This window comes from Pseudomonas sp. GL-B-26 (assembly GCF_019947405.1).
GTDB lineage: Bacteria > Pseudomonadota > Gammaproteobacteria > Pseudomonadales > Pseudomonadaceae > Aquipseudomonas.
This window is the reverse complement of the sequence record NZ_JAGYGJ010000036.1, coordinates 23,837-49,794: the sequence shown is the minus strand read 5'-3', so window position 1 is coordinate 49,794 and position 25,958 is coordinate 23,837. Positions and strand designations below refer to the sequence as shown.

Annotated in this window: 16 protein-coding genes and 1 pseudogene; 9 read left to right on the top strand and 8 right to left on the bottom strand. The window is 60.7% G+C overall.

Annotation, left to right across the window (positions count from 1 at the left end; genetic code table 11):
• The 6 genes from KGB23_RS21495 to KGB23_RS21470 all read right to left on the bottom strand — a co-directional run bounded on the left by KGB23_RS21495 (position 1) and on the right by KGB23_RS21470 (position 9,647).
• Positions 1–3,219: a transporter substrate-binding domain-containing protein gene (locus tag KGB23_RS21495; RefSeq protein WP_223432497.1), complete on the bottom strand. Its 3,219-nt coding sequence runs from the start codon at positions 3,217–3,219 to the stop codon at positions 1–3.
• 12 nt (positions 3,220–3,231) lie between these two features.
• Entirely contained in the window at positions 3,232–3,858 is a 627-nt protein-coding gene (locus KGB23_RS21490) for a response regulator transcription factor (protein WP_223432496.1), read from the bottom strand.
• 110 nt (positions 3,859–3,968) lie between these two features.
• Positions 3,969–4,382, bottom strand: a complete 414-nt coding sequence (locus KGB23_RS21485) for a response regulator (protein WP_223432495.1) — start codon at positions 4,380–4,382, stop codon at positions 3,969–3,971.
• A 94-nt stretch (positions 4,383–4,476) separates the two neighbouring features.
• On the bottom strand, positions 4,477–7,179 hold the full coding sequence (gene mgtA / locus KGB23_RS21480; RefSeq protein ID WP_223432494.1) for a magnesium-translocating P-type ATPase: 2,703 nt from the start codon (positions 7,177–7,179) through the stop codon (positions 4,477–4,479).
• Positions 7,180–7,704: 525 nt separating this feature from the next.
• Positions 7,705–9,042 carry a lysine N(6)-hydroxylase/L-ornithine N(5)-oxygenase family protein gene (locus KGB23_RS21475; protein WP_223432493.1) on the bottom strand — a complete coding sequence of 446 codons (1,338 nt, stop codon included), beginning with the start codon at positions 9,040–9,042 and terminating at the stop codon, positions 7,705–7,707.
• 122 nt (positions 9,043–9,164) lie between these two features.
• Positions 9,165–9,647 carry a sigma-70 family RNA polymerase sigma factor gene (locus tag KGB23_RS21470; RefSeq protein ID WP_283181052.1) on the bottom strand — a complete coding sequence of 161 codons (483 nt, stop codon included), beginning with the start codon at positions 9,645–9,647 and terminating at the stop codon, positions 9,165–9,167.
• A 320-nt stretch (positions 9,648–9,967) separates the two neighbouring features.
• On the opposite strand from KGB23_RS21470, the gene KGB23_RS21465 reads away from it, so the two are divergent.
• Genes KGB23_RS21465 through KGB23_RS21455 form a run of 3 tightly spaced genes read left to right on the top strand, consistent with a single transcriptional unit; the run spans position 9,968 to position 14,516 of the window.
• Positions 9,968–11,140 (top strand): efflux RND transporter periplasmic adaptor subunit, encoded by a 1,173-nt coding sequence (locus tag KGB23_RS21465; RefSeq protein WP_223432491.1) that lies wholly within the window; start codon positions 9,968–9,970, stop codon positions 11,138–11,140.
• Complete coding sequence (locus KGB23_RS21460) at positions 11,141–13,114, top strand: MacB family efflux pump subunit (protein ID WP_223432490.1); 1,974 nt, start codon at positions 11,141–11,143, stop codon at positions 13,112–13,114.
• A gap of 7 nt (positions 13,115–13,121) precedes the next feature.
• The gene (locus KGB23_RS21455) at positions 13,122–14,516 is read left to right on the top strand and encodes an efflux transporter outer membrane subunit (protein ID WP_223432489.1); all 1,395 of its coding nucleotides are present in this window, start codon (positions 13,122–13,124) and stop codon (positions 14,514–14,516) included.
• Positions 14,517–14,669: 153 nt separating this feature from the next.
• Here the strand turns inward: KGB23_RS21455 and KGB23_RS21450 are convergent, their stop codons facing one another.
• Entirely contained in the window at positions 14,670–16,289 is a 1,620-nt protein-coding gene (locus tag KGB23_RS21450) for a PvdJ/PvdD/PvdP-like protein (RefSeq protein WP_223432488.1), read from the bottom strand.
• 248 nt (positions 16,290–16,537) lie between these two features.
• Between KGB23_RS21450 and pvdM the strand changes: the two genes are divergently transcribed.
• The 5 genes from pvdM (at position 16,538) to KGB23_RS21425 (ending at position 24,769) form a co-directional block, all read left to right on the top strand.
• Positions 16,538–17,887, top strand: coding sequence for a pyoverdine-tailoring dipeptidase-like protein PvdM (pvdM, locus tag KGB23_RS21445; RefSeq protein WP_223432487.1), 1,350 nt, complete (start codon positions 16,538–16,540; stop codon positions 17,885–17,887).
• A gap of 30 nt (positions 17,888–17,917) precedes the next feature.
• Positions 17,918–19,198 (top strand): aminotransferase class V-fold PLP-dependent enzyme, encoded by a 1,281-nt coding sequence (locus tag KGB23_RS21440; RefSeq protein WP_223432486.1) that lies wholly within the window; start codon positions 17,918–17,920, stop codon positions 19,196–19,198.
• 137 nt (positions 19,199–19,335) lie between these two features.
• Complete coding sequence (locus tag KGB23_RS21435; protein WP_223432485.1) at positions 19,336–20,214, top strand: formylglycine-generating enzyme family protein; 879 nt, start codon at positions 19,336–19,338, stop codon at positions 20,212–20,214.
• 143 nt (positions 20,215–20,357) lie between these two features.
• A complete protein-coding gene (locus KGB23_RS21430) occupies positions 20,358–22,007 on the top strand; it encodes a cyclic peptide export ABC transporter (protein ID WP_223432484.1) in 1,650 nt (549 codons plus the stop codon).
• A gap of 284 nt (positions 22,008–22,291) precedes the next feature.
• A complete protein-coding gene (locus KGB23_RS21425) occupies positions 22,292–24,769 on the top strand; it encodes a TonB-dependent siderophore receptor (RefSeq protein WP_223432483.1) in 2,478 nt (825 codons plus the stop codon).
• Between the two features lie 66 nt (positions 24,770–24,835).
• On the opposite strand, the gene KGB23_RS21420 is transcribed toward KGB23_RS21425, so the two are convergent.
• Positions 24,836–25,792, bottom strand: a complete 957-nt coding sequence (locus KGB23_RS21420; protein ID WP_223432482.1) for an alpha/beta hydrolase — start codon at positions 25,790–25,792, stop codon at positions 24,836–24,838.
• Positions 25,793–25,858: 66 nt separating this feature from the next.
• Here KGB23_RS21420 and KGB23_RS30485 point away from each other — a divergent pair.
• Positions 25,859–25,951, top strand: a pseudogene (locus tag KGB23_RS30485) (N-acetyltransferase); the annotation flags it as partial.
• Positions 25,952–25,958: the final 7 nt, after the last annotated feature.

Sequence of the window (25,958 nt, the reverse complement as noted above, 5' to 3'; positions counted from 1 at the left end):
TCAGTCTCGCTTGAGGCTCTGATCAAGGCGTGCCATGGCGTGCTGCAATTGATCGACGGCCTCGTTGATCAACGCCGCGCGCCCCTCGGCGCAGGCACGTTCCAGATGTTCGCAGCACTCGATCAATCGTTTTGCACGAACCATCCGCGCACCACCTTTGATGCGGTGCGCCAGGTCTTGCAGCCGGTGACGATTGCCACTGACGTGCGCTGCCAGCAGATCATCGCGATCGTAGCGATTGGTCTCGGCCAGTTCGCGCAACAACTGATTGATCAGCGTCCGGTCTTCACCGACGTAGAGCTCCAGGCCGGTCAAGTCGATCTCGGACGTTGCTTGCTCTTCAACCGGCGCTGGCAGCTCATTCACAAATCGGGACGCCAGCCAGGCACTCAAATCGGCCAGCCGGATCGGTTTGAACAGACAGTCGTCCATGCCCGCTTCAAGGCAACGGATCTTTTCCTCCGGCTGCGCATTGGCGCTAAACCCAAGAATCAGCGTGGGTGGCAAGCCATTTGCGCGCTCTTCATCGCGTATCGCACCCGCCAATTCATAACCATTGACCACCGGCATGTTGCAATCGGTGATGACCAAATCGAGCTCATGCTCGCGCCACTGCGCAAGACCACGCTCGCCATCCTCAACCTCCAGCACCTGATGCCCCAGGTAGCTCAGCTGCCGTGAGAGCAACAATCGATTGGCCGGGTAATCGTCGACCACCAGAATCCTCAGCAGCCGAGTGGGCACCTGCAGTCCGCTATCGGTCCGCTCGCTGCAGGCCAACGGTTGCAACGCAATCAGATCAAGGCTGATGTCGACCTGCGTACCCAGTCCGAGGACGCTGTCGAGCTGCAATCGGCCGCCCATCATTTCGCACAGAGTGCGGCTGATCACCAGTCCCAGACCGGAACCATTGTGGCCTGACTGCTGGCTGTTACCGGCCTGCACGAACGGGCTGAACAGTCGTTGCTGATCGACCACACTGACACCGATGCCGCTGTCCTCGATACGCACACTGACTGCCAGATGCCCCGACACACCGGGCTCTACTCGCAGTGTCAGACTCACCTCACCTTCACGGGTGAACTTGATCGCGTTGCTCAGCAGATTGGACAGCACCTGCTTGAAGCGCGTGGGGTCGACTAACACGTCACGATCGCTGTGCTCGGGCAATTCGACCCGCCACTGCAAGTTCTTCTGCCGTGCCAGGCCTTCGAAAACCCGGCACACCGACGCCACCAGCGTGCGTAGATTGGCCCGCTCTGGGGTCAGCGACAAATGCCCGGACTCGATGCGGGCGATGTCCAGGATATCGCCGATCAACGCCAGCAATTGCTGCGCGGCATTGGATGCCACTTCGATGGCGGAGCGATCAGTGAAGCCCTCTTCCGCTCGCTTCAGCGCCAGTTCGAGCATGCCGATCAGGGCATTCATCGGTGTGCGGATTTCATGACTCATGGTCGCCAGGAAGGTGGTTTTGGCACGGTTGGCATCGTCGGCGGCGTTCTTGGCATCCTGCAATTGCCCGAGCAGTTGCTGGCGTTGAGTTATCTGCCGACGCTGCCAGGCTATCCAGGCCAGTGCGAGCAACAGCAAAGCGCCTGCAGCGGCAAACGCCTGGAGAATGCCTTGGCGATGACGCAGCCAGTAGCTGTCATCGACCACCACATCATTGCTCCAGCGGACTAACAGTTCATCCATCTCCTGGGGCGAAATGCTCAGCAGTGCCTTGTTCAGAATCGAGTGCAACTCCAGCGCACCTCGGTTGGTGGCCAGAGCGATACGCGCCGGTTCATCACCCACGGTGCTGCTGATCCGCAGACGCTCGCGGTATTGCCGGGTAATCAGATACCGAGCCACGATCAATGAGCTGACTGCCCCGTCGGCCTGGCCCTTGATCACCCATTCCAGACCCTGCGCCGGACTCTGCACTTCGACCAGACGCACATTGGGCGCCCGAGCGCGAATGAACTCGAGCAACGGATGACCGCGATAAATCGCCAGGCGTTTACCGGCCATGTCATCCACGGTCCTGGGGCTTCCCGGGGTGGTCGCACTGACCAGTACAAACGGATTGTTCAAGTAGGCCCGAGTGAAACGCAGTTCGACTTCGCGCTCGATACTGGGCGTGACCACAGGTAATACGTCGATCTTGCCGTCCTTGAGTTGCTGAATCTGCTGATCGAGGGAGTTACCCCGCTGCACCTTGAAGGTCAAGCCGCTGCGCTGGCTGATCAGCGTCAGCAATTGCGCGGTCAACCCACTGAGTTGTCCCTGTGCATCGTAAAAAGTCAGGGGGGCAAAGCTCTCGACGGCACCCACTTCCACCGTCGGATGTTGATCCAGCCAACGTTGCTCACTGGCGCTCAAACGTACTCGCTCTTGACCCGCCATGTTGGCTCTTCCGGCACTCCAGCGCTGCTCGATGGCCGTGCGTTGATCCATGGAAATCGCCGCCAGAGTCTTATCGACAATGCTCTTCAGACGAGGGTTGCCCCGGCTGAGGGCAAAGCCGAACGGATTGGCGTCCAGGCCGGAAGGCCCCACCAGGCGTACGTTACTGAGGTAGTTGTTATTGATGAGGTAATTGGCGCTGATGAAATCCCCGAGGTACACATCATCCTGCCCGAACGCCACCGCCCCGATCGCGTCGAGTGCCGAGGGGTAGCGTTGCAAACTCGCATCGGGATAGAAGGCTTCGACAGTCTGCGCCTGCAGATAGTCATCGACCATGGCGATGCGTTTGCCAGCGAGGTCGACGGGCATCCAGTCGTCCAGGCGGGTAACCAGCATCGGCTGATCTTCGGCATAGGCACTGGATCGGGTCAAATCGGGGTCAGCCGCCTCGAAGTTGTTGGACGTGCCGAGCAGGTCCAGATCATCGCGTTTGAGCGCATCCATGGCCGCCTCGCGCGTGCGATAACGAAGCACGTCGATTTTTACGTGCAGCAGTTGCCCCAACAGTGCGGCATAGTCTGCGGTGATGCCTTCCAGCTCATCAACGTTTCGCGTGATCTCGAACGGCGGGTAGTCCGGCCCCGACACCCCGAGGCGCAAGACTCGTTTGCCGCGCAACCACTGCCAGTCTTTTTCATCCAGCTGGACCTGATAACCCTCCACCGCGGAACGCCCCAGCACATGTAAAAGCTTTGGCTCATCGGCCGCCGTCACCGGTGCTCCCAGTCCACAGAACAGCAACAGAGCCCACAAACAATCGCGCATGATCGGGCTCACTCAGATCAGATGATTACGCTTGGCAAAATCCCTCAGGTACACCGCTGATTCCACGTTGAGTTTTCCAACCACACGGGTCTTGTAGGTGCTGACGGTCTTGTGACTCAAGTGCATGATTTCAGCGATCGCCTTGTTACTGATGCCCCGGGCCAGATGCTGAAAAATCGTCAGTTCCCGGTCAGAGAGTTTATCGATCATCTGCTGTTCACTGCGTTGCATCGAAGTCAGCGACACCGACGCCGAGGGCAGCTGGGCGAAATAGGTGTAACCGGCCATCACGGCCTGCACGGCTTTGTGCAAATGCTGCAAGTCATTGGACTTGGCGACGTAGGCCGCAGCACCGGCGTGCATGCAACGATCTTGATAAAACATGGGCTCCTGGGAGGTAAAGACCAGTACTCGGCATGGCACCTCACTGGCTTTGATCCGCGCCAGCACATCCAGCCCGTCGAGCGAGGGCATCACCAGATCCAGTACCACCAGATCAGGCTTGTGTTCGCGGATCTTCGGCAAGACCTCATTACCACACGCCGCCTCGTATATCTGCTTGAAACCCTCCTGCACCAGTACGATTTTGACTGCGGCGCGAACCACCGGATGATCGTCCACAATCAGCACTGACTTCATGGCAACTCCCTGTGCAACAAAAACGACGATTGAGCAATCAATGCCCATAAGCCCGGCCCGGTTGAACGTACTGGCTGCGCAAAGACTTTTGCATGGAAAACCGGGCGCAACTACCTGACAGAAATGACAGTGCCGACGAACGGTAGCCGAGGGTCGATGATCGCCATCAGCCGCGCAATGGACGCCAGATCAGGCAGCGTTGCGTGACTCACCTCAACCGTCTGTTGAACGCAGGCAGGAATGGGCGGCAGTTGCGCCAGCTGACCGTCATAGATCAAGGCGTGATGAACCTGTTGGTTATCAAGGAAAAAATCGAACAGGTTCAACGCCCCGCCCGCCAGCGAGGCATTGATGACCACCAGATCAAATGGCTCGCAACTGTATTCGACCAGGGTCAACAGCTCTTCAAGGCTGTGCACCGGTGCTATCCGGTAGTAGTCGAGTTGATTGAACAGTCGCTCGACCTTCATGCGGTGAAAATGCAACTCGTCGGCGATCAGGATACGTAAGGCTTTGTTCGACAACGTGGGCCCCCAGGAGAGTGTCAGATTCGTGAGGGCGCAAGGCTACGGAAGACCCGCCGAGCTTTCTGTAGGACTTTTCCTAAATGTGCACGCTTTATTGCCAGCCAAACCGGCGGATATAGAACCCTTTCACCGCCTGAGTCAGCGCCATGTACGCCAGCAGAATCACCGGCAGGAACACGAAGTACAGCGACGGCAGCGCCTGCAATTTGAAGTAGTGCGCCAGCGGTCCCATCGGCAGGAAGATGCCGACGGCCATGATGATTCCAGTCATTACCATCAGTGGCATCGCCGCCCGGCTTTGCAGGAACGGGATTTTCGGGGTGCGGATCATGTGCACGATCAGCGTCTGGGTCAGCAGCCCGACCACGAACCAGCCGGACTGGAACAGGGTTTGATGGTCCGGGGTATTGGCGTCGAAGACGTACCACATCAAGGCAAACGTGGTGATGTCGAAGATCGAGCTGATCGGTCCGAAAAACAGCATGAAGCGCCCGACGTCCGCCGGCTGCCAGCGCTGTGGTGTTTTCAGCATTTCTTCATCGACGTTATCGAACGGGATGGCGATCTGCGAAATGTCATAGAGCAGGTTCTGCACCAGCAGGTGCATCGGCAGCATCGGCAGGAACGGGATGAACGCACTGGCCACCAGCACCGAGAACACGTTGCCGAAGTTCGAGCTGGCGGTCATTTTGATGTACTTGAGCATGTTGGCGAAGGTCCGTCGCCCTTCCAGTACGCCCTCCTCCAGCACCATCAGGCTTTTCTCCAGCAGGATGATGTCCGCCGCTTCCTTGGCGATGTCGACGGCGCTGTCCACCGAAATGCCGATGTCGGCGGTACGCAGGGCTGGCGCGTCGTTGATGCCGTCACCCATGAAACCGACCACATGACCGTTGCCCTTGAGCAAACGCACGATGCGTTCCTTGTGCGACGGGGTGAGTTTGGCGAAAACGTTGGTGGTCTCCACCGCCACCGCCAGTTCGGCGTCGCTCATGCGCTCGATGTCGTTACCCATCAACAGCCCCTGCTGCTCCAGGCCGACTTCGCGGCAAATCTTCGCGGTCACCAGTTCGTTGTCGCCGGTCAGCACTTTCACGGCCACGCCGTGAGCGGCAAGGGCTTTGAGGGCCGGTGCGGTGCTTTCCTTCGGTGGATCGAGAAACGCCACGTAACCGATCAGCGTCAGCGCCTGTTCATCCGCCAGGCTGTAGGTATCGCGCCCTTCAATCATCGGCCGCGCTGCAACCGCCACCACGCGCAAGCCTTCGGCGTTGAACGATGCGGTGACCTGACGAATCCGCGCCAGCAGTTCATCGCTCAGTGCTTCATCGACCTCGCCGTGACGCACCCGCGTGCACACCGCCAGCACTTCTTCCACCGCGCCCTTGCAGATCAGCAGGTGCGAATGATCACGCTCGGCGACCACCACCGACATGCGTCGGCGAGTGAAGTCGAACGGGATTTCGTCGACCTTGCGAAACGCGGTACCGACTTTCAGTTCACGGTGGACTTCCACGTGTTCGAGCACCGCCACGTCCAGCAGATTTTTCAGCCCGGTCTGGTAGTAGCTGTTGAGGTAGGCCATTTCCAATACGTCATCGGAATCGTTGCCCCAGACATCGACGTTACGCGCCAGGAAGATTTTGTCCTGAGTCAGGGTGCCGGTCTTGTCGGTGCACAGCACGTCCATGGCGCCGAAGTTCTGGATCGCGTCGAGGCGTTTGACGATGACTTTTTTGCGCGACAGGAACACCGCGCCTTTGGCCAGGGTCGAGGTGACGATCATCGGCAGCATTTCCGGGGTCAGCCCCACGGCAATCGACAGCGCGAACAGCAACGCTTCGGTCCAGTCGCCCTTGGTGAAACCGTTGATGAACAGCACCAGCGGCGCCATGACGAACATGAAACGGATCAACAGCCAGCTGACTTTGTTGACCCCGGTCTGGAATGAGGTGGGTGCGCGATCCGTAGCGCCGACCCGCTGCGCCAAGGCGCCGAAATAGGTGTTGTTGCCGGTGGTGAGAATCACCGCCATGGCCGTGCCGGACACCACGTTGGTGCCCATGAACAGGATGTTGTCGAGGTCCAGCGGGTTGCGGGTGTCACTGTCCTGCTGACGGGGGAATTTTTCCACCGGCATCGATTCGCCGGTCATCGCGGCCTGGCTGACGAACAAATCCTTGGCGCCGAGCACCCGGCAATCGGCGGGAATCATGTCGCCGGCCGAGAGCACGATCAGGTCGCCTGGCACCAGTTGCTTGATCGGCAGCTCGGTACGTTGCGCATCCCGACGCAACACCGTGGCGGTGTTGCTCACCATTGCCTTGAGCGCGTCGGCGGCCTGGTTGGATTTGGTTTCCTGCCAGAAGCGCAGCAAGGTCGAGAGCACCACCATGGAGAAAATCACGATGGCGGCTTTCATGTCTTCGGTCAGCCAGGAGATGACCGCGAGCAAGGTCAGCAGCAGGTTGAACGGGTTTTTGTAGCAGTGCCACAGGTGCGTCCACCAGGGCAGAGGCTGTTCGTGCTCGACTTCGTTGAGGCCGAATTGCACGCGCAATGCATCGGCTTCCAGTTCGCTCAGGCCATCGGTGTGGCTGCCGAGGTTGTCCAGCAATTGGCCGGTGTCGCTGTTGGCGGCGCTCACCAGGGTTTGCGCCAGGGTGGGCGGCACCTCGCGGCTGACCGTGGTGTCGGTGAAGCTCTCCAGCAGCGCCAGTCGACGGAAGTGTCGGGCGATGTGGCGGGTGCGCAGGAATCCAGCGAAGAATTCTTTGAGCAGGGTCAGGTTCATGGCAGTTCCCCCAGGGTCAGCCGGGAAACCGTCGAGCAGGCGTGTCGATGCGCCGCGATGACGACACACAGTCGAACATCACGCACGGTTCAGCGTCGATGAGAGGGACGTCGGGACACGGACCAGGACTGGCCGCGATCGGGATGCCGCTGCTCGCTTGTCGGCGAGAAAACGGCACAAAAAAATTGCGCGTTATCTTGCCGGGAAGGTGCCGGTTATCGAAACCGGCCGACTACTGTCACTCGAACAAGTACCCACTGTGGGTCTCCGCTATTGATTGAAAACGCGCGAAGCTTACGCCCCGATTTCTGGAGAGTAAACGAAGCAAAGGCGTCTGGAGGGGGAATCGCGGGGTTCTTCAGGAAGGGTTCAGCTTTAGCAAAAACCTGTGGCGAGGGGGCTTGCCCCCGTTCGACTGCGAAGCAGTCGTGAAACCGGAAAATGCGGTCTGACTGACAAACCCGATTCACCGGTTTTGGGGGCGCTTCGCACCCCAACGGGGGCAAGCCCCCTCGCCACAAAATCTTAGCTGGCAGTCGCCAACAGTAAATCCATCACCGAACGGCCATGCCCACGGTTCTTGCCATGGTCATACAACGAACCGGCAATCTCATCGGCGCGAATCGGCAGGATCGACAGCAAGGTGTCGCTCAAGCCGTGGCTGGCCTGGCAGAAGCCCTGCATATAGATGCCGGCCTTGCAGCGCTCGTCAGTGATCAGTTTGTAATTACGGTCTACCTCGAAGTCACCCAGGTACTGCTCCAGCGGCGCCAGCAGTTTGCGGTGCATCTGGCGCTCGTAACCGGTGGCCAACACCACGGCGTCGTAATGACGGACCGTGACTTCACCGGTGGCGTTGTTGCGCACGGCCAACTCGATGCCGCGCTCGGTGGCGGTGGCTTTTTCGATAGTGGTCAGGGTACGGAACGCATGGCGCGCAATGCCCGAGACTTTCTGGCGATAGAAGATGCCGTAGATGCGTTCGATCAGGTCGATGTCCACCACCGAATAGTTGGTGTTGTGGTACTCGTTGACCAGACGCTCGCGCTCGCTGCTCGCCTGCTGGAACACCAGATCAGTGAACTCCGGCGAGAACACTTCGTTGACGAAGGGGCTGTCGTCCGCCGGTTTCAGGGCCGAGCCACGCAGGATCATGTCCACCTGCACCGACGGGAAGCTGTCGTTCAAATCGATGAACGCTTCCGCCGCGCTCTGCCCGCCACCGATGATCGCGATGCTCATCGGCTGGTTGTTCACACACGGCTGCCTGGCCATCTGCGCCAGGTACTGGGAGTGGTGGAACACCCGGCTGTCACCCTTGAGCGCCTTGAAGGCTTCGGGAATGCGTGGTGTCCCGCCGGCACTGACCACCACCGAACGGGCGGTGCGAACGTGCTGCTGACCCTGGGTATCACGCGAGATCACCCGCAGCGCTTCGACCTGCTGGTTGTGCAACACCGGCTCGATGGTCAGCACTTCTTCGCCGTAGCGGCTCTGCTCGGCAAATTGCCCGGCGACCCAGCGCAGGTAATCGTTGTACTCCATGCGGCACGGATAAAAGGTGCCCAGGTTGATGAAGTCCACCAGACGACCGTGGTGCTTGAGGTAGTTGACGAAGGAGTACGGGCTGGTCGGGTTGCGCAATGTCACCAGGTCCTTGAGGAAGGAGATCTGCAACTCGCTCTGGGTCACCAGGGTGTTGCCGTGCCAGCGGTAGTCGGCCTGCTTGTCGAGAAACAGAACATCCAGCTCGCCCTGACTCGGCCCGCGCTCTTGCAGAGCGATGGCCAGCGCCAGGTTCGAAGGGCCGAAACCGACGCCGATCAGGTCGTGAACGATGGGCGATGCAATTGCCTGTGTCATTTCCAGTGTCCTCTGGATGAACCCCTCAACAAGGGGAATAAGCCTAAGTGACCTGATGCAGGACAGCAGGTCGTCTGTTGAGTAGGAACGAGGACAATGAAAAAAAATTTAGAGAGAAGAGATCAGTGGGCGTCCCACTGCCGCATCCGCACGCGGCAATGCTTCATGGCATTGACGATGTGCTTCTCCACCAGCGCGCGCGAAATACCAAGGTGCTCAGCAATTTCCGGATGCGACAGACCTTCGATCTTGCGCAGCAGGAAACTCTCGCGGCACAACCGGGGTAATTCAGCCAACGCACGCTGGAGCATCTCCAGGCGTTGGCCATGATCGAGGCTGTGATGAGGGGATGGGGTGAAGTAGCGCTCTTCGTTGTCGAGCACTTCCAGCGACTCGACCTGACGCAGGGCATTGCGCCGATGGTCGTCGATCACCAGATTGAGCGCGGTGCGATACAGGAACGCCCGAGGCTGCTCGATCGGCGTGTCGCTGGAGCGCTCCAATACCCGCAGATAAGCGTCATGCACCACATCTTCGGCCACCTGACGGTTGCCCAGCTTGGCGTTCAAAAAACACACCAGCTCGCGATAGTAGTTTTCCAACATGACTCCCGGCCGCAGGGGTGCGGTTTCTGTCCTTGAGCCAGATCGGCGACCGCCGAAATAGGCAGTGGCACGATAGTGGCAGTTTGAGGTGCGTAATTTATAGTAATTCTCATATAGATTTAAAGTATTGCTTCACCTTGCCTGACAAATAGTCTTGGGCTACACGTGTAACGCTATGTGTCCGCGCCTAAATTCCCCGGTACGTTCATCGTTTACAGGACAGCTCCCCGTCTCTGTCGGTCCCCCGACAGCGCTCTGCTGTTGCCCGATTTTGTGCGCAGGCTGAGCGACGGGCCGATATTCATTGGCCGGAACCCTGCATGAAACGTCCCCGACAGACCCGACGCGCCCTGCTTGTAGCACTTTGTCTGATTCCCGTTATCGCCGTGGCCGCCTGGCAGATCGTCCCGCCCGGCCGCGACCAGTTCGCCACCGTGCAGGTCACCCGCGCCGACATCGAAAGCAGCGTCACGGCCCTGGGCACCCTGCAACCTCGACGTTATGTCGACGTCGGTGCCCAGGCGTCCGGGCAGATCCACAAGCTCCACGTGGAAGTCGGCGATGTGGTCAAGGAAGGCCAGTTGCTGGTGGAGATTGATCCGTCCACTCAACAGGCCAAACTCGACGCTGGGCGTTTCTCCATCGAAAACCTCAAGGCACAGCTGCAGGAACAACGGGCGCAGCACGACCTCGCCCGGCAGAAATTCCAGCGTCAGCAAAACCTCAAGGCCGGTGGCGCCACCCGCGAAGAAGACGTGCAGACCGCCGAGGCCGAACTGCGCGCCACCCAGGCCCGTATCGACATGTTCCAGGCACAGATCCGCCAGGCCCAGGCCAGCCTGCGCAGCGATCAGGCGGAACTCGGTTACACCCGAATTTATGCGCCCATGAGCGGCACCGTCGTTGCACTCGACGCCCGGGTCGGCCAGACCCTCAACGCCCAGCAACAAACGCCACTGATTCTGCGCATCGCCAAGTTGTCGCCGATGACCGTCTGGGCCGAGGTGTCGGAAGCCGACATCGGTCACGTCAAACCCGGGATGACGGCCTGGTTCACCACCCTCAGCGGCGGCAACCGTCGCTGGAACAGCACCGTGCGGCAAATTTTGCCGGTGCCGCCCAAGCCATTGGACCAGACCAGCCAGGGCGGCGGCAGCCCCGCCAGTTCGAGCAAAAGCGGCAGTGCTCGCGTGGTGCTGTACACCGTGTTGCTCGACGTCGACAACGCCGACAATGCGCTGATGGCGGAAATGACCACCCAGGTCTTCTTCGTTTCGGATCAGGCGAAAAACACCCTGACTGCGCCTATCGCGGCGTTGCAGGCGGGCACTGAAGCGAATATGCAAATTGCCCAGGTCGTCGCCAAAAACGGCAGCATCGAGCAGCGCGACGTCCGCACCGGCATCAGCGATCGCCTGCGGGTGCAGATCCTCGACGGTTTGCAGGAAGGCGATCACCTGTTGATCGGCCCGGCCGACGGGAGTGGCGGCTGAATGCTGACGCCCCTGATCGACCTGTACGACATCCGCAAAGCTTACGGCGGCGGCGATTCACCGGAAGTTCACGTACTGCGCGGCATCGACCTGTCGATCCACGCCGGGGAATTCGTGGCGATCGTCGGTGCTTCCGGCTCCGGCAAGTCGACGCTGATGAACATCCTCGGCTGCCTCGACCGTCCGACCTCAGGCGAATACCGTTTCGCCGGGGAAAACGTTGCCGCACTCGACAGCGACGAACTGGCTTGGCTGCGCCGCGAAGCCTTCGGCTTTGTGTTCCAGGGTTATCACCTGATCCCGTCCGGTTCGGCCCAGGAAAACGTCGAGATGCCGGCCATCTATGCCGGCACTCCGGCCGCCGAACGCCACGCCCGCGCTGCCGCCCTGCTCGACCGCCTCGGGCTGGCCTCGCGTACCGGCAATCGTCCGCACCAGCTCTCCGGCGGCCAGCAACAACGGGTGTCCATCGCCCGCGCCTTGATGAACGGCGGCCACATCATCCTCGCCGATGAACCCACTGGCGCCCTCGACAGCCACAGCGGTGCCGAGGTCATGACCTTGCTCGACGAACTGGCGAGCCAGGGCCACGTGGTGATCCTCATCACCCACGACCGCGAAGTCGCGGCCCGGGCCAAACGCATCATCGAAATTCGCGACGGGCTGATCATCAGCGACAGCGCCCGGGACAACCCCGAAGCGCAGACCTCGGCCAACCCTGGCGCGCTGCAAGCGGTGGACTTACGCAAGCGCCTGAGCGAAGGCGCGGAAGCCACCGGGGCCTGGAAAGGCGAACTGGTCGATGCGGTGCAAGCCGCGTGGCGGGTGATGTGGATCAACCGTTTTCGCACCGCGCTGACGCTGCTCGGGATCATCATCGGCGTCGCGTCGGTGGTGGTCATGCTGGCGGTCGGAGAAGGCAGCAAGCGTCAGGTGATGGCGCAAATGGGCGCGTTCGGTTCCAACATCATTTACCTCAGCGGCTCGTCCCCAAACCCGCGAACGCCGCAGGGCGTCGTCACCCTGGATGACGTCGCGGCGGTGGGAAGCCTGCCGCAGGTGACTCGGATCATGCCGGTCAACGGTCAAGAGGCCGGGGTGCGTTTCGGCAACCTCGACCACTTGAGTTACGTCGGCGGCAACGACACCCATTTCCCGGCGATTTTCAACTGGCCGGTGGTAGAAGGCAGCTACTTCACCCAGGAAGATGAACGCAACGCAGCAGCCGTCGCAGTCATCGGCCACAAGGTGCGGACCAAGTTGCTCAAGGACGTCACTAACCCGATCGGCCAATACATCCTGATTGAGAACGTGCCGTTCCAGGTGGTTGGCGTGCTCGCAGAAAAAGGCGCCAGCTCCGGCGACTCCGACAGCGACGACCGCATCGCCATCCCCTATTCCGCTGCCAGCGTGCGGCTGTTCGGCACCCACAACCCCGAATACGTGGCCATCGCCGCTGCCGATGCGCGCAAGGTCAAAGAGACGGAAAAAGCCATCGAGCAGTTGATGCTGCGCCTGCACAACGGCAAAAAGGATTTCGAACTGACCAACAACGCGGCAATGATTCAGGCCGAGGCACGCACGCAAAATACCCTATCGCTGATGCTCGGCTCGATTGCCGCGATTTCGTTGCTGGTGGGCGGGATCGGTGTGATGAACATCATGCTCATGACCGTGCGCGAACGGACTCGGGAGATCGGTATCCGCATGGCCACCGGTGCCCGACAACGGGACATCCTGCGCCAGTTCCTCACCGAAGCGGTGATGCTTTCGGTGGTCGGCGGGCTTGCCGGGATTGCCCTGGCGCTGATCGTCGGCGGCGTGCTGATCCTCAGCGAAGTCGCCGTGGCGTTCTCCTTGATAGCGGTGCTCGGCGCCTTCGGCTGCGCCCTGATCACCGGTGTTGTCTTCGGCTTTATGCCGGCCCGCAAAGCTGCCCGACTCGACCCGGTCACGGCCCTTACCAGTGAATGATCTCTCCATGAAGCCGCAACTCAGCCTGCTGACCCTATGCCTGTTGCTCGGCGCCTGCGGCAGTCCCGCCCAGCGCCCGGACAGTGGCCTCCAGCCGCCCGCCGCCTGGCAATCGCCACACACTGAAAGCGCTACCCGCAGCCACCTGCAATGGTGGACGCAGTTCGGCAGCCCGCAGCTGGATCGCCTGATCGAACAGGCGCGGGTCGGCAGTTACGATCTGGCCGCTGCTATCGCTCGGGTGCGTCAAGCGCAAGCCGACACCGTGATTGCCGGTGGCTCGCTGCTGCCGGAGGTCAAGGCCGGCCTGAACGCCAATCGGCAGAAACTATTGCGCGGCAACGGCTACAGCCAGCTCGATGCCGACGGCGATAACAAGGCCGTCGATTACTTTAACGCCAACCTCAGCGCCACTTACGAAATCGACTTCTGGGGCGGCCAACGCGCCTCCCGCGACAGTGCGCAATTCGGCTTGCAGGCCAGCGAATTCGATCAGGCGACGGTGGAGTTGACGCTGCTCAGCGGTGTCGCCAACAGCTACGCGCAAAGCTTGTCGTTACATGAGCAAAGTCGCATCGCCGAGTTGAACCTGGCGAACGCGCAGAATGTCTTGAAACTGGTGCAGACGCGTTTTGACTCAGGCTCGGCAACCGCGCTGGAACTGGCGCAACAGAAGAGCCTGGTCGCCGCGCAACAACGACAATTGCCGCTGGTGCAGCAACAGGCCCAGGACGCACAAATCAGCCTTGCCGCCCTGCTCGGCCGGCCGGTGCAGGCATTGTCTTTGGGCCAGGAACGCTTTGATCAATTGTCATGGCCGACCATTGGCGCTGGCCTGCCCAGCGAGCTGATCAGCCGTCGCCCGGACATCGCCCGCGCCGAAGCTCAATTGGCTGCCGCACAAGCCAACGTCACCGTCGCCCGCGCCGCCATGTTGCCGGCTGTGACCCTGAGTGCAGAAATCGGCTCCGGTGCCGACCGCGCCGCCGACGTCCTGCGTAACCCCTTCTACAACCTCACCGCCGGACTGCTCGCGCCGGTCTTCAACAATGGTCGCCTGAGTGCCCAGCGCGACAAGGCCACGGCCCGTCAGGAAGAACTCCTGGAGACATACCGCGGGGCGATCATCAATGGCTTCGCCGATGTGGAAAAAGCGTTGAACAGCATTCGCGGCCTGGACGAGCAGCGGCAGTGGCAAAGTGAAGAACTGAACCAGGCGCAGACCGCGTTCAACATCGCGCAAAGCCGTTATCAGGCCGGTGCCGAGGATTTGCTGACGGTGCTGGAGACACAGCGCACGCTGTATGCGGCGCAGGATTTGAATGTGCAACTGCGGTTGTCGCGGTTGCAGGCGAGTATTGCGTTGTACAAGGCGTTGGGCGGAGGGTGGCAGGTTCTGTGATTTGAGTCGCCAGTGAGTCCGCCATCGTCGGAACGCCGCCCGGAGCAAGCTCGCCCCCACATTTGATCAGCGCCGAATGCAGATTCTGTGTCCGCTGGAGATCAGTGTGGGAGCGAGCCTGCTCGCGATTGAACGATAACCCGGTATGCCTGATTAACTGGTAATCGGCTTAGCCTTCAAATGCCGCGCATACCAAGGCCGCTGCGGCACCTTGCGGAAAAGATCCGCCAGTTTCTTCTCGTCATCGCCAAAGGTAATCCGCAACGCCAGCTTCATGGTTTCCGGGTCCATCTCCACTGACTTTCCGCTCTGCAATCCCGGCGTAGTACTGCAACCATGGGTACTCGGGCCGAGCCACGGATCATCGATCTCGACCCAACGCCCAGGCGCAAACCACGCCACGCCATTGACCTCAAGCCGACTGACCTCCCCCGGATGAAAGCGCTCGTGCGCACGGAACCAGTCTTCCAGACGATCGTCGATCCAGCCGTGAAAATGCCAGAACACCGGGTTTACATGAGACGAAAACGGGTCACCCAGAAAGTCGTTTTCCGGCGCATACCAGCGCGCGGAAAAGTCCGCCGGATCCCGGGCAAACGGCACGGGCTGACCGTTGGACGGATCACGTGGCACCGAGGCCCAACGCATGTGCAGCCAGTCGTGCAGCCCTAATTCAACCTCTGAACCAAACTGACCCAAGGTCAATTTCGACAGGTAACGCGGATCGCGATACTGCGATTCCCAGACCTGGAAATTGCTGTGGTAGGTCTCGGTGGTCTTGATGTCGCTGACCCATTGCGAATACTCGGCATCGTCGTCGGCCAGCCAGGTCGGCGGCAGCGCGGTGCCGTCGTGGTTGTCGAAATAACGGGCGAACCCGACCCGATCCCGCGCCAGTTCCGGCTGTGGCAAGGGGAAGTGCGACCAGGACGGCAAGTCTTGCAGGGAGCGCGCCTTGCCGAGCATGTGCCGGTGCATGAAGAAGAAATCCACGCCCGAGCCGTTACGATCCTTGCGCTCGCCACGGGCATCACGCTCCTTGTCTCGCGGGCCAGGCTGCCAGCCAATGCCGCGCAGGGCGCCGCGCTTGTCTTCGGACAACGTGTGCCATTTGTCCCGGGAGGCATGCCAGAGCTGGTGAAACAGCCGATGCTCCGGGGACACCAGCCAGGCCAGCAGTGGCGGATTGAGACCGGTGCGCTCGCGGGCTTCGGGGAACACGCGTTTGACGGCAATGAAGCGATTGTCCTGGGCCGTCAACATCAACGGACGATCCAGATTCAACACCCGACCACTGAGGGTGCCGCTGCCAGCATTGCCGAAACCGGCCCAGACTTCGTCCAGCGCCATGCTGAATTCGTAATCCGCTGCGCCGCTGGCGCTGAGCAGTCGCCAGCTCAATTGCGCCGGTTTGGCGCCGGCCAGATCGCCGAGCACCCGGTAACGCGGCAGCTCGCTCGAGCGCAAACGCTCGGCGGTGTCGAGGAACCCGCTCAAGCCGCGACCTTTGTGACCGATGTCGAGAAACACCTCCAGCCCGTCCCGTGGCAGGCCTTCGATGCCGGCGTCAGCCCCCTCGAAACGAATCCGCCAGACACCGCGCAAGGTGTTCGCCAAATGCTGGCCAGCGACATCCGCAACATCGAATGACGCTTCGCCGGGGGTGATCGTCGGATCCGGTTTCGTCCATTCACGATGCCCATAAAAAACCGCAGGCACGGCGGCGCCGGTCAGCGCCAGGCCTGCCATGAACCATCGTCGAGAAATCGTCATTGCCCTACCTGTGTCAGCCATGAAGCAGGCTTTATCCAAGCTAGAACGTTCACCCCCTTCAAAAATTTAACAGCATCGCCAGCAGGCTGGCTCCCACAGTGGATCTTTGGTGTTCGCAAAATCCCTGTGGGAGCGAGCCTGCTCGCGATGAGGCCATCAGCTCCACCCTAAATTTCCAACGGGATCACTCGTCCATCCCAGATAGCAAAGCCCCCCACACCGGGGCAACGAACCTGACTGAGATGAACATGACAAAACCACGTTCGAAAAAGGCTCTTTACATCGGCCTGCCGCTGGCCCTGGCGATCAGCGCCGGTGCAGGCTTTGCGGCCTGGGATCACTGGTTCAAGGACAATCCCGGTTACCCGGTCAAGGTGATGAAACAGGCCGATGAGCTGCACGAGCGAATCCTCTCCTTCGACAGCCACGTCACCGTCCCGCTGGACTTCGGCACCGCCGGCAATGAAGCCGACAAGGACGGCACCGGGCAGTTCGACCTGGCCAAGACCGGGCGTGGACGCTTGTCCGGTGCAGCCCTGACGATTTTCGGCTGGCCGGAAATCTGGAACGGCGCCAACGCCCCGCACCGCCCCACCGCCGGTTTCGTCGACGAAGCACGGTTCGAGCAGGAAACCCGCTACAAAATCATCAGCACCATGGTTCGCGACTTCCCCAATCAAGTCGCCATCGCCTACACCCCCGACGACTTCCGCCGCCTGCATGGCGAAGGCAAGTTCGCGATTTTCATGAGCATGCTCAACGCCTATCCGCTGGGCAATGACCTGAACGCCCTGGACAAGTGGGCGGCACGCGGCATGCGCATGTTCGGCTTCAGCTACGTGGGCAACAACGCCTGGGCTGACTCATCCCGGCCGTTGCCGTTTTTCAACGATTCCCGCGACGCCCTCGGCGGCCTCTCGGAGATCGGCAAGCAGGCCGTGCACCGCCTCAACGACCTCGGCGTGATCATCGACGTCTCGCAGATGTCGACCAAGGCGCTGGAGCAAGTTGCCCAGCTGAGCAGTGCGCCAATGGTCGCGTCCCACTCGGCACCACGCGGGTTGGTGGACATCCCGCGCAACCTCAGCGACCAGGAAATGCAACTGATCAAAAACAGCGGCGGCGTGGTGCAGATTGTCGGTTTCCCGACTTACATCCGCCCGCTCAGCCAGGCCACCCAGGACAAACTCAACGCCCTGCGCGCACGCTTCGACCTGCAACCGCTGCAAGGCCTGGAGATGGCGCTGATGCCGGGCGATCCGGTGATCACCGTCTGGTCCGAGCAACGTTTCGGCGAGTACGCCAGCCAGCTCTACGCGATTGTCGATGAAGAACCCAAGGCCACGCTCAAGGACTACGGCGACGCGATCGACTACGCGGTGAAGAAAATCGGCATCGACCATGTCGGCATCAGCTCCGACTTCAACGACGGCGGCGGCCTGGACGGCTGGAAAGACGTCAGCGAGGCACGCAACGTAACGGCCGAACTGATCAGTCGCGGCTACGGCGAAGCCGATATCGCCAAGCTCTGGGGCGGCAACTTCCTGCGGGTCTGGGACCAGGTGCAGAAGTCCTCCAAGCCTGTGGCGAAAAACTGATCCCCTTTTTTGCAAAAGCGAACCGAACTCATGACCAACCGTCGTTCATTCCTCAAGCAGGCCGGCATTCTCGCGGCCGGCCTGCCCTTGGGTGCTGCCGTGAACCTGCCGGCGCTGGCCGCCAATCCTGCGCCGCTGCCTAAGGATAAATGGGCGCAACTACGCCAGATGTTCAATCAGGATCCGGATTACCTGCACTTCGCCAACTTTCTGGTGACCTCGCACCCCAAACCGGTGCGTGACGCCATCGACATGCACCGCGCCAACCTCGACCGCAACCCCGGCCGGACCATGGACTGGGACCTGGGGGAAACCGAAAAACGCGAGCAGGACGTGCGCGTCTGGGCCGGTCGCTATCTCAAGGCCAAGCCTGAGCAGATCGCCCTCACCGGTAGCACCACCGAAGGCCTGTCGCTGATCTACGGTGGCATTCATGTGCGCCCCGACCAGGAAATCCTCACCAGCGAACACGAACACTACGCCACCAACTATGCCTTGGCTTACCGCCAGCAAAAGGACGGGGTCAAGGTTCGCAAGCTCAAGCTGTTCGAGAACAGCCACAGTATTTCCGTGGATGAAGTGCTGGGCTCGATTGCCAAAGGCATTCGCCCGGAAACCCGAGTGCTCGGCATGACCTGGGTGCAATCGGGCAGCGGCGTGAAACTGCCAATCGGCGAGATCGGCAAACTGGTGGACGAACAGAATCGCAACCGCGAGGAAAAGGACCGCATCCTGTATGTGGTCGACGGCGTCCATGGCTTCGGCGTCGAGGACCTCGACTTCCCCGACATGCACTGCGATTTCTTCATTGCCGGCACGCACAAATGGATGTTCGGCCCGCGCGGTACCGGGATCATCTGCGCCCGTTCGACCGAGCTCAAGGACGTGACGCCGACCATTCCGACGTTCTCCGAAGCCACCACCTTCTCGACCATCATGACCCCCGGTGGCTATCACAGCTTTGAGCATCGCTGGGCCCTGAATGAAGCTTTCAAGCTGCACCTGGACCTCGGCAAGGCCGAGGTGCAGGCGCGCATCCACGCGCTCAATACCTATGCGAAAAACCGCTTGCTGGAGCACCCGCAGATCGAACTGGTGACGCCAAAGAGCCCGGACCTGTCGGCCGGTTTTACCTTCTTCCGGATCAAGGATCGCGACTGCGAACAAGTCGCCGTCCAACTGATGGAAAACCGCGTGGTCTGCGACTCGGTGGACCGCGACGTCGGCCCGGTAATCCGCATCGCCCCCGGCCTGCTCAACACCGAAAACGATATCGACCGTTTCATGGCCCTGCTGAATAAGACCGCCTAATGCAGAACCCTGTGGCGAGGGAGCTTGCTCCCGCTGGGCAGCGAAGCGGCCCCAAAGAAAGGGACTGCTACGCAGTCCAGCGGGAGCAAGCTCCCTCGCCACAGGGACACCCGTTTTCTTTTAAGTTGAGATAACACATGAACCGAGATCTGCTGAACCTGCCGCTCAAGGCACTGGCCCTGACCGCACTCGTGGCAGGCCTGCTGCCTGGCGCCGCTCAGGCTGCCGCCGCGGCGCAACCGGGCAAGGTGTTCAAAGACTGCCGGGACTGCCCGGAAATGGTCGTGCTGCCCGCCGGCACCTTCACCATGGGCACCCCCGATGACGAAGTCGGGCGCGAGCCTGATGAAAGTCCGATGCACGAAGTGACCTTCGCCAAACCGTTCGCCATGAGCCGCTTCCAGGTCACCGCTGGTGAATGGGACAGCTACGTGCGCGAGAGTGGCGTGACCATCGCCAACGGCGACACCCGGCCGGGTCGCGAGTGCGTCGCCAGCAAGCCGCGCTATCCGCAGAGCCCGCGTCAGCCGGCGGTGTGCATGAACTTCGACGACGTGAAAAACTACGTCGCCTGGCTGTCGAAAAAAACCGGGCAGACGTACCGCATGGTCAGCGAGGCCCAACGCGAATATGCCGCGCGTGGCGGCAGCAAAGGGCCGTTCCCCTTCCCGTTCGATGAAGGCAAGGCATACAGCATCAGCAAACACGCCAACACCTATGGCCCGGCGGATGGTTACAGCTTCAGCTCGCCAGTGGGCAGCTACCCGCCGAACGCCTTTGGCATGTACGACATGCACGGCAACGTTTACGAATGGGTCGAGGACTGCGAACACCCGGACTACGTTGGTGCCCCCACCGATGGCAGCGCCTGGGTCGAGCCCAAATGCGAAGCCGTGCGGATTCGCGGCAACGACTGGGGCGAAGCACCGGTGTTCTCCCGCTCCGGCAACCGCAACAGCCAGTACCCGCAAGAGCGTGGCGACTGGATGGGGTTCCGCATCGTGCGCGACCTCTAAGCCAGAGTTTTCTGGATGACTGTGCTCTCTGTAGTAGGGTTTTGTGTGGCACGTCCCGCCGCCAATCGGCGCCCTTCTAAATTAAGCCTTCCACCAGACGTTCTACTGGGTATCTGCCTTCACGACCCAAGGAACTGTCTTCCATGACCCAGCCTACCCGTGGCGCCATCGGCGAATTGTTCGCCCTGTTGAAACCCTTTCGGCTCATCGTCGCCGCGTCCATTTTCCTGGGCATGGTCGGCGGCCTGAGCGTCACGGTATTGCTGGCGACCATCAACAACGCCCTGCATTCGGACACCGGCCTGACCCAGGGCGTCGTCGCCCTGTTCGCCGGCCTGTGCCTGCTGGCACTGGCCAGTTCGATCTGCTCGGACATTGGCACCAACTATGTCGGCCAGCACATCATCGCCAAGCTGCGTAAACAGCTGGGTGAAAAAGTCCTGTCGGCACCGATCGAACAGATCGAGCGCTATCGCAGCCACCGCCTGATCCCGGTGCTGACCCACGACGTCGACACCATCAGCGACTTCGCCTTCGCCTTCGCGCCGCTGGCCATTTCCGTCACCGTGACCTTGGGTTGCATGGGCTACCTGGCCATTCTGTCGTGGCCGATGTTCCTGATCATGGTCGCCGCCATCCTGATCGGCACCGCCATTCAGGCCTACGCCCAGAGCAAAGGGGTGCAGGGTTTCATGGCCGCCCGTGAGGCCGAAGATGAACTGCAAAAGCACTACAACGCGATTGCCGAAGGCGCCAAGGAACTGCGCATTCATCGCCCACGCCGCCAGCGCATGTTCGTCTCGGGCATCAAGGCCACCGCCGAGTTCATCTGCAACACCCAGGTGCGCTCCATCAACACTTTCGTGATTGCCAAGACCTTCGGCTCGATGCTGTTCTTCGTGGTCATCGGCCTGGCCCTCGCGCTGCAAACCTTTTGGCCGAGTGCCGACAAAACTGTGATGAGCGGCTTCGTGCTGGTGCTGCTTTATATGAAAGGCCCGCTGGAGCATTTGATCAGCACCTTGCCGATCGTCAGTCGCGCGCAGATCGCCTTTCGCCGCATCGCCGAACTGTCGGAGCAGTTTTCCACCCCGGAACCTCATCTGCTGCTGAGCGATAAAGGCAACGTCAAGCAAGCAGTACACGAACTGAAGCTCGCCGATGTGCGTTTCGGCTTCCCGGCTGTCGAAGGTGCCGCACCGTTCCAGCTCGGGCCGGTGAACCTGACGATCAAGCAAGGCGACATCACCTTTATTGTCGGCGAGAACGGTTGCGGCAAGACCACGCTGATCAAACTGTTGCTGGGACTGTACACGCCGCAGCAGGGTGAAATCCGCGTCAACGGCGAGGCGATCGACGCGCAAAACCGCGATGACTATCGCCAGTTGTTCACCACGATTTTTGCCGACTATTACCTGTTCGATGACGTGGTCCAGGGCGATACGCACATCCCCGAAGACGCCAACAAATACCTGCAACGGCTGGAGATCGCGCACAAGGTCAGCGTCAAGGACGGCAACTTCACCACCACCGACCTCTCCACCGGCCAGCGCAAACGCCTGGCCCTGGTCAATGCCTGGCTGGAGGAACGTCCGGTGCTGGTGTTCGATGAATGGGCGGCCGACCAGGACCCGACCTTCCGGCGGATTTTCTACACCGAGCTGCTGCCGGACCTTAAACGCCTGGGCAAGACCATCATCGTGATCTCCCACGATGACCGTTATTTCGACGTGGCGGACCAACTGGTGCGCATGGAAAGCGGACGGGTCGTCACCGAGCTCGCCCCCGCCTGAAACAGAAAACCGCGGTCTGTGTAGCAGCTGGCGAAGCCTGCGTTCGGCTGCGCAGCAGTCGTCAACCCGGCTCGCGAGGTCTGCCTGATGCACCGCGGATTCTGGTTTTGCGACTGCTGCGCAGCCGAACGCAGGCTTCGCCAGCTGCTACACGGATCGCGTTTCGCCTCTTTATGAAATTTATTTGACGGGTTTCTTTCCGGTTTTACGTTCGTGCTGCGTCTAATAATCATTCCTATTAACAAAAACTCTGCACAACACTTTTTCAGGAGCTCAGGTAAGTAATGCGACCTCAAACACGCCGCACACCTCTCGCGCTAGCCGTACAGCGCTCGACTTTGCATCGCACCCTGTTCACTAGCGTACTGCTGACCGCCACCTTGCTGGGGAGCTCGATGGCCAATGCTGCACCTGTAAAAGTGAACATTGCAGGTCAATCGCTTTCCAACGCGCTGACCGAACTGGGCATGCAGACCAATCTGCAAATCCTCTACAGCCCGGATCAGGTTGCAGGGATCAAGTCTCGCGCGGTGTCCGGTTCGCTGGAACCGTCCGACGCCCTGAAGGCCCTGCTGCAAGGCACCGGCATCTCGTTCCAGATCAACGGCAACAGCGTCACCCTGGTGTCCGGCGGCGGCTCGAGCCTGCAACTGGGCGCGACCACCATTTCCGGCCAGGCCCTGGGCCTGACCACTGAAGACACCGGTTCCTACACCACCGGCGCCACCACCACCGCGACCAAACTGCCGCTGACCCTGCGCGAAACACCGCAATCGGTGACCGTGGTGACGCGTCAACAAATGGACGATCGCGGCGCCAAGAGCGTCGGCGACGTATTGCGCAACACCCCCGGCGTCACAGCGCAGAAGTACGACAGTGACCGTACCGAGTTTTCCGCCCGTGGCTTCGCCATCACCAACTACCAGTACGATGGCATCAACCTCCCGTACGACGGCGTTTACGGTGAGAACCCCAACAACAGCGACGACGCAGCCAGCCTCGATCGCGTCGAAGTGATCAAAGGCGCCACCGGCCTGATGACCGGCTCGGGCGACCCGTCCGCCACCGTCAACCTGGTGCGCAAGAAGCCGACCAAGGAATTCAAGGCTTCGGTCAGTGCCACCGCCGGTTACTGGGACAACTACCGCACCGAAGGCGACATCTCCGGTTCGCTGAACGATTCCGGCAGCGTGCGCGGCCGCTTCGTCGGGGCCCTTCAGGATAAAGACTCGTACATCGACCATTACAGCCAGAAGAAAGACCTGTTCTACGGCGTCCTGGAAGCCGACCTGACCGACGACACCCTGCTGACCCTGGGCGTCGACAAGTCCAGTGCCACCCCGCGCGGCAGCTCCTGGACCGGTAACGCGCCGTACTTCACCGACGGCGGCCGTACCGACTTCTCTCGCAGTTTCAACCCCGGTGCCGACTGGAGCCGTCGTGATTTCGACAGCGTCACCTACTTCTCGTCGCTGGAACAGGCACTGGCCAATGACTGGAAATTCAAGGCCAGCTTCGACCAGAAAACCACCGATCACGATACCCAACTGGCCTCGGCCAGCGGCGGTTCTGCGGACCGCACCACGGGCGAAGGCAATTTCCTTTACTGGGGTCGCTGGGAAGGTCATCGCGTGCAGAACACGGCTGACGTGAACGTCTCCGGACCGTTCACCCTGGGCGGTCGCGAGCATGAGCTGGTGGCCGGCTTCATGGCGTCCCACTCACGCCAGACCGGCGCAACGTACGACACCAGCGCCTTCGAACTGGTGCCGGGCAGCATCTATGACTGGAACGGTAGCCTGCCGAAACAGGAGTTCCCGAAAAACGGCAAGTACGAACGCACCCAGAGCCAGAACGGCCTTTACCTGGCCACGCGCCTGCGTCCGACCGACGACCTGTCATTCATCCTCGGCAGCCGTCTGAGCACCTTCAAGTACAACGAGGATTACTCGTACTATCCGGGCGGCACCCTCACCGACACTCACGCCAGCTACAAGGAACATGGCGTTGTCACGCCTTACGCCGGTGTGGTCTATGACCTGAACGATACCTACTCGGTCTACGCCAGCTACACCAAGATCTACCAGCCTCAGATCAACAAGGACATCAACGGTTCGACCCTGGCACCGGTCGAAGGCGACAGCTACGAAACCGGCCTGAAAGCCGCCTACTTCGAAGGAAAACTGAACGCCAGCCTGGCCTTCTTCCGCATTGAGCAGGACAACGTCGCTCAATCGATCGGCACCGATTTGAATACCGGCGACGGCATTTTCAAAGCCACCGACGGCGCCACCACCAATGGTGTGGAACTGGAACTGGCCGGCGCACTGGCTCAGGACTGGAACGTGTCTGCCGGCTACACCTACGCCCGCACCCGTGACAAGGACGAACAGCGCATCTTCGGTTTCCCGCTGGCCACCAGCAAACCGGAACACGTGATTCGTACGTTCACCACCTACCGCCTGCCCGGCGCGCTGGACCAATTCACCGTCGGTGGCGGCATCAGCTGGCAGAGCGCTTTTTACGGCCAGAGCTACAGTCCGAACGTGGGCGGTGGCGAGGGCGGCAGTACCATGCTCAAGCAAGGTGGCTACACCCTCGTGGACCTGATGACCCGTTATCAGTACGACGAACACCTGAGCTTCACCGCCAATGCCTACAACATCTTCGACAAGAAGTACCAGACGGGCCTGGGCAACTTCGGCACCACGTTCTACGGCGAGCCGCGCAACATGCAGATCACCGCGAAATATGATTTCTGAGTGGCTGAGCTGAAATGAAAAATGCCCGTATCGCGAGATACGGGCATTTTTTATGGGAACGATCATTCAAAGCCGCGAACGAACCCACCCCGCCACTTCCGCATGAATCCCCTCAACCTCCCCCAACAACCCCGCCATACGCAAAAAGTCATGAGTCATACCCGGCTGTTCCAGCAACGTCACCTCATTCCCCGCCACACGCAATCGATCGGCATACGCCAGCCCTTCGTCATGCAACGGATCATGCCCGGCCAAATACACCAGCGCCGGCGCCACGCCCGAAAGATCCTCCGCCAGCAACGGCGAACACCGCCAATCCGCCAGGTCTTCCGGCGTACGCCCGTAATGCGCATAGAACCAATCCAGCGTCGGCGTCTCCAGCAAATAACCCTCGGCGAAATCCCGATGCGACGCGCGCTTGGTCGTGGCATCCGTCACCGGGTACACCAACAATTGCGCCTTGGGTTTCAACGCCAGTTCCTCCGGTTCACGCACCGCCATGATCGACAACACCGTGGCCAGCGTCGCGCCCACGCTGTCACCGGCCACGGCCACCCGCGTTGCGTCCAGACCACGCGCCGCACCCTCACGCACCAGCCAGTTCCCCGCATCGCAGGCATCTTGCACCGGCGTCGGGAACCGCCATTCCGGCGCCAGACGATAATCCACCGTCAACAAGGCAAAACCGCCTTGGGAGGCCAGCCGCCGGCACAGCGCATCATGGGAGTCGAGACTGCCGACCACGTAGCCACCGCCATGGAAATACAACACCACCGGTTGCAGCCCATCGACCGTTTGCCCATCGCGATACACCCTGGCCGACAAACTGTGGCCATCTCGCGCGGCGATGGTGAAGTCCTCGCAGGCAACGCTGTCCAGCGGCACATCGAGAAACCCCGACGACGCTTCGAAATCGATCCGCGCCTGTTGCGGCGACTGTTCATGCATCGCGCGACTTTTGCCGGTCATCCGGCCGAACTCGGCGAGTTCTAGAAAAGCTTCAAGTTCTGGCAACACAGCCATGGGAAAATCCTTCACACAAATAGGTAAGTAACCGGGCAATACACAATCTTGAAACCAGCGAGAACCCTGTGGCGAGGGAGCTTGCTCCCGCTGGGTCGCGAAGCGGCCCCTAAAAGAGGGACTGCTGCGCAGTCCAGCGGGAGCAAGCTCCCTCGCCACAATTGTT

Excerpts from the sequence above, each read along its gene's own strand:
- KGB23_RS21470 (WP_283181052.1), bottom strand. The coding sequence starts at position 9,647 with ATGTTGGAAAACTACTATCGCGAGCTGGTGTGTTTTTTGAACGCCAAG.
- KGB23_RS21490 (WP_223432496.1), bottom strand. The coding sequence starts at position 3,858 with ATGAAGTCAGTGCTGATTGTGGACGATCATCCGGTGGTTCGCGCCGCA.
- mgtA (WP_223432494.1), bottom strand. The coding sequence starts at position 7,179 with ATGAACCTGACCCTGCTCAAAGAATTCTTCGCTGGATTCCTGCGCACC.
- pvdM (WP_223432487.1), top strand. The coding sequence starts at position 16,538 with ATGACAAAACCACGTTCGAAAAAGGCTCTTTACATCGGCCTGCCGCTG.
- KGB23_RS21440 (WP_223432486.1), top strand. The coding sequence starts at position 17,918 with ATGACCAACCGTCGTTCATTCCTCAAGCAGGCCGGCATTCTCGCGGCC.
- KGB23_RS21495 (WP_223432497.1), bottom strand. The coding sequence starts at position 3,219 with ATGCGCGATTGTTTGTGGGCTCTGTTGCTGTTCTGTGGACTGGGAGCA.
- KGB23_RS21475 (WP_223432493.1), bottom strand. The coding sequence starts at position 9,042 with ATGACACAGGCAATTGCATCGCCCATCGTTCACGACCTGATCGGCGTC.
- KGB23_RS21460 (WP_223432490.1), top strand. The coding sequence starts at position 11,141 with ATGCTGACGCCCCTGATCGACCTGTACGACATCCGCAAAGCTTACGGC.
- KGB23_RS21420 (WP_223432482.1), bottom strand. The coding sequence starts at position 25,792 with ATGGCTGTGTTGCCAGAACTTGAAGCTTTTCTAGAACTCGCCGAGTTC.
- KGB23_RS21435 (WP_223432485.1), top strand. The coding sequence starts at position 19,336 with ATGAACCGAGATCTGCTGAACCTGCCGCTCAAGGCACTGGCCCTGACC.
- KGB23_RS21430 (WP_223432484.1), top strand. The coding sequence starts at position 20,358 with ATGACCCAGCCTACCCGTGGCGCCATCGGCGAATTGTTCGCCCTGTTG.
- KGB23_RS21465 (WP_223432491.1), top strand. The coding sequence starts at position 9,968 with ATGAAACGTCCCCGACAGACCCGACGCGCCCTGCTTGTAGCACTTTGT.
- KGB23_RS21425 (WP_223432483.1), top strand. The coding sequence starts at position 22,292 with ATGCGACCTCAAACACGCCGCACACCTCTCGCGCTAGCCGTACAGCGC.
- KGB23_RS21455 (WP_223432489.1), top strand. The coding sequence starts at position 13,122 with ATGAAGCCGCAACTCAGCCTGCTGACCCTATGCCTGTTGCTCGGCGCC.
- KGB23_RS21450 (WP_223432488.1), bottom strand. The coding sequence starts at position 16,289 with ATGACGATTTCTCGACGATGGTTCATGGCAGGCCTGGCGCTGACCGGC.